Annotated in this window: 5 protein-coding genes; 2 read left to right on the forward strand and 3 right to left on the reverse strand. The window is 73.7% G+C overall.

Annotated elements, in window-relative coordinates; translation table 11 throughout:
- Window positions 1-44 precede the first annotated feature (44 nt).
- On the forward strand, window positions 45-1,250 hold the full coding sequence (locus ACF1BN_RS26240) for a hypothetical protein (protein WP_392334053.1): 1,206 nt from the start codon (window positions 45-47) through the stop codon (window positions 1,248-1,250).
- Between the two features lie 78 nt (window positions 1,251-1,328).
- Here ACF1BN_RS26240 and ACF1BN_RS26245 read toward each other — a convergent pair whose 3' ends face one another.
- Entirely contained in the window at window positions 1,329-2,000 is a 672-nt protein-coding gene (locus ACF1BN_RS26245; RefSeq protein ID WP_392334054.1) for a class F sortase, read from the reverse strand.
- A 193-nt stretch (window positions 2,001-2,193) separates the two neighbouring features.
- Window positions 2,194-2,841: a hypothetical protein gene (locus tag ACF1BN_RS26250; RefSeq protein ID WP_392334055.1), complete on the reverse strand. Its 648-nt coding sequence runs from the start codon at window positions 2,839-2,841 to the stop codon at window positions 2,194-2,196.
- A gap of 520 nt (window positions 2,842-3,361) precedes the next feature.
- On the opposite strand from ACF1BN_RS26250, the gene ACF1BN_RS26255 reads away from it, so the two are divergent.
- Entirely contained in the window at window positions 3,362-4,963 is a 1,602-nt protein-coding gene (locus ACF1BN_RS26255; protein WP_392334056.1) for a serine/threonine-protein kinase, read from the forward strand.
- Between the two features lie 208 nt (window positions 4,964-5,171).
- Here the strand turns inward: ACF1BN_RS26255 and ACF1BN_RS26260 are convergent, their stop codons facing one another.
- Entirely contained in the window at window positions 5,172-5,990 is an 819-nt protein-coding gene (locus ACF1BN_RS26260; RefSeq protein WP_392334057.1) for a maleylpyruvate isomerase family mycothiol-dependent enzyme, read from the reverse strand.
- Window positions 5,991-6,639 lie beyond the last annotated feature (649 nt).

Here is a 6,639-nt window from a genome sequence, read left to right on the forward strand (position 1 = left end):
GGAGCCGGGATCCTCACGAGGTCCCGGATCGCTAGCATCGGGCGATGCCGACGATCGACTCCCTCATACCGGAGGGCGGCGCGCGTGACACCGCCGCCCTGTACGCCATCGAACCCGACGCCCTCGCCGACTACGTGGTGGACGTCCGGAACGCGTGGTGGCGCCGCCGGATCTGCGTGCAGGCGCTCGCGGGCCGGGTCCCCGAAGCCCAGGTCCCCGCCCTGCTGGACCGCGTCAGGGACGGCGGGGACACCGGTGAGGTCCGCATCGCGCTCCTCGACCTCCTCCGTGACCGCGCCGAGCTCCTGCCCTGGTTGCGCGACGAGGAGCGGACCCGCGAGTCCGGGTACCGCATGCCCGGGACGCTGCTGAAGGCACGGGGCCTGCTCGGCGACCGCACGGCCGCGCGAGCGCTGGCCACGCTCGCCTTCTCGCCCTGGCGGCACGAGCAGCAGCTCGGCGAGGACGGACTCGTGGCACTGGTCGAGCGCTACGGCTCCGAGGCGATCCTGGCCGAACTCGACGAGGACCGTCCCGAGGACCGTGCCTTCGCGGTGTGGATGCGGTACCGGGAGGGAGGAGACGTCATCCCGTGCCTCGCCGACCCCGACCGGGGCGTGGCCCACGCCGCCCACGAGCTCGCGACCGATCCGGACGGGCTCCGCGCCCGTCTCGCCGAGGAGCCGGCCGGCGAAGCGGCGGTCTGGGCGGTGCTGGCCCTGCACCGGATCACCGAGGACGTCGGGGAGACCCGCCTGCTCGACGCGCGCCTCGGGCACCCCCGGGTGGAGGTCCCGGGGCTGGACGAGGAACTGCGCCGGGCGATCGTCCACGAGTACGCGGCCGGCTGCGGACGAGCGAGCGACCCCCGCTGGCGACTGGAGGCGCTGTGCACCGAGCCGCCGGTCCGCCCCGACACGGCCGACCGGACGGCCCGGGCAGCCGCCGCCATCGCCGCGGCCGGACTCGCGCCGAAGCCGCCGGTCTCGTGCTGGGAGTACGAGCAGCAGGGCGACGGCACGTACTACGTCATCGAGTGCGACGGCCAGGAGGTACGCGTGAGCACCCTCGGCCGCTTCGTCATGAGCCACGACCACGCGCACCCCGCATGCCCTCACCTGGAGCAGGCCGGTTTCCGCTGGATCGACCAGGAGACCGCGGACACGGAGGTCACCGACCTGGACGTCTACTACTTCGGCACACGCGCGCCCCGCGACGTCGACACGCTCCTCTTCTACTGGCAGGACTGACACCGCCCTCCCACGGAGAGTCCGAGCCGCCTCGGAGCCCTGTCGCCGCGTCGGCGCCGCGCGGGAGTGTGGCGTCGCTCAGCGGATGGCGTGCAGGTGGGCGAAGACGACGAGGTTCTCGGTGTAGTCCTTCGCCGTGCGGTCGTAGGGGCCCGCGCAGGTGATGAGGCGGACGAGCGCGGCGGGGGTGTCGGCGTAGACGCGCTGGTCGGGGAAGTCGTTCTTGCGGAAGCTCTCGACGGACTCGACGAGGAAGACGGCGGTCGTGCCGTCGGCGCGCGCGACCTCGAAGGTGTCTCCCGGGTCGAGTTCACCGAGGCGGGCGAAGACAGCGGGGGCGGTGGCGGTGTCGAGGTGGCCCGCGATGAGGGCGGTCCCGCGCTCGCCGGGTGAGATGCCGGCGGCGTGCCATCCGACCAGATTGGTGTCGTCGGCCGGCGGCGGGTCCAGGGCGCCGGACGCACCGATCTTCAGCTCGGTGAACGGGGCGTTCACGCCGATGTCGGGGATGGTCAGACGTACCGGTGCGGACTTCGGCATGGCGGGGCCGCGCGCGGCCGACGGGGGGCGCGGGGAAGCCGTGTGCGCGGTGCCGGACCCGGAGGCCGGCTCGGGTGCGGCGGCCAGAAGGGTCTCGGCCGGAGAGGAGGCCGTGGGCCGATGGGGCGGATCCGCGTCCGGTCCGGACATCCGCGGACCGACGAAGGCCATGAGGGCGACCAGCACCAGCGTCCAGAACACGGTGGGCACGACCCACCTCTTGGCACGCCGGGGTGCCTGGGCACGGGTGGGGTTCGGCCGGGTCTTCACCGGGAGGGCACCTTTCGCCTGCGCGGGTCGGATCAGAGGGGGAGGGGGAGGGCGGGAGCGAGGGGGAGGGAGCGGGGCCGGGGCGCGTGATCCCCTCGGACGGCGGCTCACCACGCGTCCCGGCCGGTGCCCCTTACGCGGTCGTGCCCGCGGCCTTCTTGCGGCGGTGGAGGACGAGCGCGGCCGCTCCGGCGGCCAGCACCACGGCGCCGGTCACGTTCGTGCCTGTGTCCGCGAGACCGCCTCCGCCGGTGTGCATGCCGCCCTTGGGCTTGTCGTGCTCCTTGCCCCAGTCCTTCTCGCGGTCCTTCTCGCCGTCCTTCTCCGCGGGCTTGGCAGCGGATTCGGGCTTGGACCAGTCGTCCGCGTTCACCGCGGTGAGCGCACCACCGCCCGCGTGCACGCCGCCGCTCGGCTTGCCGTGCCCCTTCTCCGGCTTCTCGCCCTTGCCGTGCTCCTTCGACCAGTCGTCACCGCTGACCGCCGTGAGGGCACCGCCGCCCGCGTGCACGCCGCCGTGCGGCTTGCCGTGCTCCTTCTGGTCCTTCCCGTGGTCCTTCTCGCCGCGCTCGCCCTTCGACCAGTCGTCGCCGCGGTCGAGGGACAGGGCTCCGGAGCCGGTGTGCATGCCGCCGTGCGGCTTGTCGTGGTCGCGCTTCTGGCTGTGGGCGGAGCTGTCCTTGTCCCAGTCGCCGGCGGTGAGCGCGTACGCGCCGGGCGTGGTGAGGGCAAGGGTGGCGACGGTGGCGGTGGCGGCGAAGAGAATGCGGGCAGAGCGCATCGAGGATTCCTCACTGTGCACCGCGCGAGCCGACCCACTGTCAGCTCCTCGTACGCGGCGACATGGCCCACCGTCAGGCGCGGTCCGGTCACCTGCCACTCCGACTAGTGCATCCGGGAGCACGGGACCGCTCCGTAGAGCCGAAAGGGCGTCAGAACCCCTCGCGGGCAAGGGCGCCGGGACGCCGTGGGCGAGGCCCCCGTACACAGCGGTCCGGCAGGGGTCGGTGCACGGCGACGGCCGTGCTTCCGTCCCAATGGGCCCGTTCGGTGCGCGGCGCGCCGGTAAGTTGGTCGCGCAGCAGTGCGATGGGGATGAGGTGGGGTTCCACGTGCCAGGCAGCATCGAATCTTCGGCGGCGTCGCGATGAGGGCCCTCGAGGCGTCCGATCCGGTCGCGTCCGGTCCGTACCGGCTGCTCGCCGAGCTCGGCAGCGGCGGGATGGGGCGGGTGCTGCTGGGGGCCGCGCCGGACGGGCGGCTCGTCGCGGTGAAGCAGGTCCACGCGGGCATGATCGCCGATGACGGATTCCGCGCGCTTCCGACGGGAGGTCGCCGCCTCGCAGAAGGTCTCGGGCGCCTACACGGCGGCCGTGATGGACTCCGACGCGGACGCTCCGACGCCCTGGCTGGCCTCGGTGTTCGTGGCCGGGCCCTCCTTGGGCGCCGCGGTGGCCGAGGTCGGGCCGCTGTCCGAGGATCTGGTCCGCCGACTCGCGGCCGGACTCGCCTCGGCGCTCGCCGAGGTGCACCGGGTGGGACTCATCCACCGGGACCTCAAGCCCGACAACGTCCTCCTGGCCGAGGACGGCGTCCGCGTCATCGACTTCGGCATCGCGCGGGCGGCGGAGTCGGGCGGGGAGCAGCCAGGGGACCTCGGGCTGACCCGCACCGGCCTGGTGATCGGCTCGCCGCCCTTCATGTCCCCCGAACAGGCCGAGGGGAAGCGGCTCACGCCGGCCAGTGACGTGTTCTCCCTCGGCTCGGTACTGGTCATGGCGGCGACCGGCCGCAGCCCGTTCGCCGGTCCGTCGACCCTTCAGACGCTCTACGACGTGGTCCACGCGGAGCCGGACCTGAGCGGCGTACCGGCGGGGCTCCGCGTGATCGTGGAGCGGTGCCTCGCCAAGGACCCGGGAGCCCGACCGACCCCGGCGGGTCTGCTCGGACTGCTGGGGCCCGTCGCGCCCGTGGGACGCCAGTGGCCGCCCGCCGTGTACGGGATGATCGCCTCGCAGCGGGCCGCCATCGACCTACTCCTCGACGGCCCGGGCGACACCGTCGCGGAGACCACCGCAGGGCCGCAGGAACTGGGCCGAGCCGGGTCCGCCCAGGCGCCGGACCGGGAAGAACCGGTCGAGGCGCAGGCGCCGGAGGGGCCCGTCGTGTCTGAGGTGCCGCCGAGACCCGCGCCGACCCCGTCGATCCCGCCGGCCGCTCTGCCCCGGCCTGCCCCGAGGGCCCGGCCCATCCCGATGCCCGCGACCACCCCGCCGGCCCTGACGACCGGGGAGCGGCGGGCCGCCCTGCCCACGGAGGCGGCCGTCGCGCGGGTGGACCCCGTGCCGCCGCCGCGCCGCGCACCCCGCCGGGCCTGGATCGTGGCCGGCTGCGTCATCGCGGCAGCCGCGCTCGGCGGGACGGCGTACGGCCTGTGGCCCGACGAGGGCACGAGCGCGTCGACGAAGTACAGGGCCCTCCAGGAGTGCGAAGTCCTGGCGGTGGCACTGCCCCTGGGGCCGCGGGACCGGGGCAGCGACCGGCAGTCCTCGGTGGGTGGTGAGACCCGGACGGGGTGTACGTGGTTCGGAAGCGGGGCCGGGGCACCCAGCGCCCGGGTCTGGTGGAGTCTCCTCGAGGACGACGGGACGCGCGACGCCGTGGCGGCCCAGAAGGAGGCCTTCCGCGTTCTGACGGCGGACGGGAGCGCGGTGGTCGATCCCGGCTTCGGGGAGGAGGCGTTCAGGGGAGTTTCGGACACCCCGACGGCCTGTTCCCTCTCCGTCCGCGACGGCAACCTCACCGTCCACGTCGACCTCGGCTCGGAGGCGTTCCCCGCGCCGACGTGCGACGCCTCCACCATGGACATCGCCCGCGCCGCACTGAACGCCGTACCTCACTGAGCTCGCCCCTGGCCGGCCAGGGGCCCAACGACCCCGGCGGCCCGGCCTGTCCGTCAGGCCTCCGACGCCGGGATCGAGAGAGCGTCATCAAGCGTGCCTGGCCCTGGCGAACGGGGCCGGGGAGGCGGCAGCGAAGGGGCGGCCGTCGTCGTCCCGGCACGATCGCGACGACGGCGGTCGCCCTGCGGGCGCGCCCCCCCGTCGGGGCCTACTTCTCCTCCGGCTCCCAGGCGCGGAGCAGGTCGAGGAGCCCCGCGTCTCCGTCGACGCGCAAGGATTCGGCCTTGATCCGGTCGTACAGGTAGAGGACCAGCTCACTGGCCGTGCCGTGGACGGAGGCACCGGCCGCGTCCGAGTCTTCAGCGGTCGCGAGGGTCGCGGCGGTCGCAGAGGTGGGTGTGGGGATACGGGTGACGCGTGCGCCGTCGCCGTCGACGGTGAGGCGCCAGGAGCTGCCCTCGGCGGCGTGGAAGTCGAAGGCCGTGGGCTTGTGCGGCCAGGCACTCGGCGTGGCGCAGACGGTGAACAGGAACTCCTCCACACCGTCGAGTGCCGGTTCGACCGGCAGCGGCTGCGCGGAAGCCCCGGCGAGCTGGGCGTCGTAGGTGTGCACCGCGGTCTCCTGGACCCGGTGCCGGGCGGTGCCGCCCGCGGTCCGCGGTGATTGCGACGCGGGCCACCAGGTCCAGCAGCCGCTCTCCGGCCCCGCCGCGCGCAGTGCGTCAATCAGGAGTTGCGTCGACGCGGCCAGCCAGGCCACCAGGGCCTCGCGCTCGCGCGGCACTTCCAGCGCGGCGCGCGCGGCGACGGCCTCGGCCGGGGGAGCGTCGGCGGGCCCCGCGCCGACGATGGCGGCCCAGAAACGGTCCCCTCCGCCCAGGTGCTTCACCAGATCGAACAGCGTCCACCCGGGGCACGTCGGCACCTGCGCGTCGAGGTCGGACGCCTCGGCGACCACGGAGCGGAACGCGGCCGAGCGCTCATCGATCAGGCGCAGCAGGTCAGGGAACTCAAGATTCTTTTCCACGCCGGATGTCTATCACCGTGATCCGATGATCGGACAGCAGTTTTTGACGGGGCGTCCCTCCGGTCCGCGCGGTCGTGCTGTCGCTCGATGTGACCGACTCCGATGCCCGGTCATGCTTGGCGGTCGGTCAGCTCCGAGGCGGACACCCCACCAGCTCACCGCACGCACAACACATACATATACAGTTCCTGTTCATGCCATAGAACTTCGGGAGGCAGCACTTCATGCCATGGCAGGACACCCCCCACTCCACTCCCCACGACGCTCCCCCCACCCTCCGTCATGACTCCGCCTCCGACGTCCCGCACCCCACCGGAGGGCCGGGCGGACCGGGCCGAGCACGCTCGGAGCTCCTTCCCGGGCCCGGGCGCGCGGAACGGCGTCGGGCCGCCGCCGAGCAGGGCCGGCGCGGCAGGAGACGAAGGAGCGCTTCTCCTTCGGGCGGCCGGCGAGGCTCGCAGGAATCCGCCGCCGGGCGTCCGCTGTCGCGGGTGGAGGCGCGTCGTGCGGCCCGTGAGGCGAAGGCGGCCAAGGACAGCGTCGGCGTGGTCGTGGGCGAGCTGTTCATCACCCTGGGCGTCGTGATGCTGCTGTTCGTGGCCTACCAGTTGTGGTGGACCAACGTGCTGGCCGGCCAGGAGGTCGACCA

Origin of the sequence: Streptomyces sp. NPDC014861 (genome assembly GCF_043081625.1) — a bacterium.
Classification (GTDB): Bacteria; Actinomycetota; Actinomycetes; order Streptomycetales; family Streptomycetaceae; genus Streptomyces.

Excerpts from the sequence above, each read along its gene's own strand:
- ACF1BN_RS26240 (WP_392334053.1), top strand. The coding sequence starts at position 45 with ATGCCGACGATCGACTCCCTCATACCGGAGGGCGGCGCGCGTGACACC.
- ACF1BN_RS26250 (WP_392334055.1), bottom strand. The coding sequence starts at position 2,841 with ATGCGCTCTGCCCGCATTCTCTTCGCCGCCACCGCCACCGTCGCCACC.
- ACF1BN_RS26255 (WP_392334056.1), top strand. The coding sequence starts at position 3,362 with ATGACGGATTCCGCGCGCTTCCGACGGGAGGTCGCCGCCTCGCAGAAG.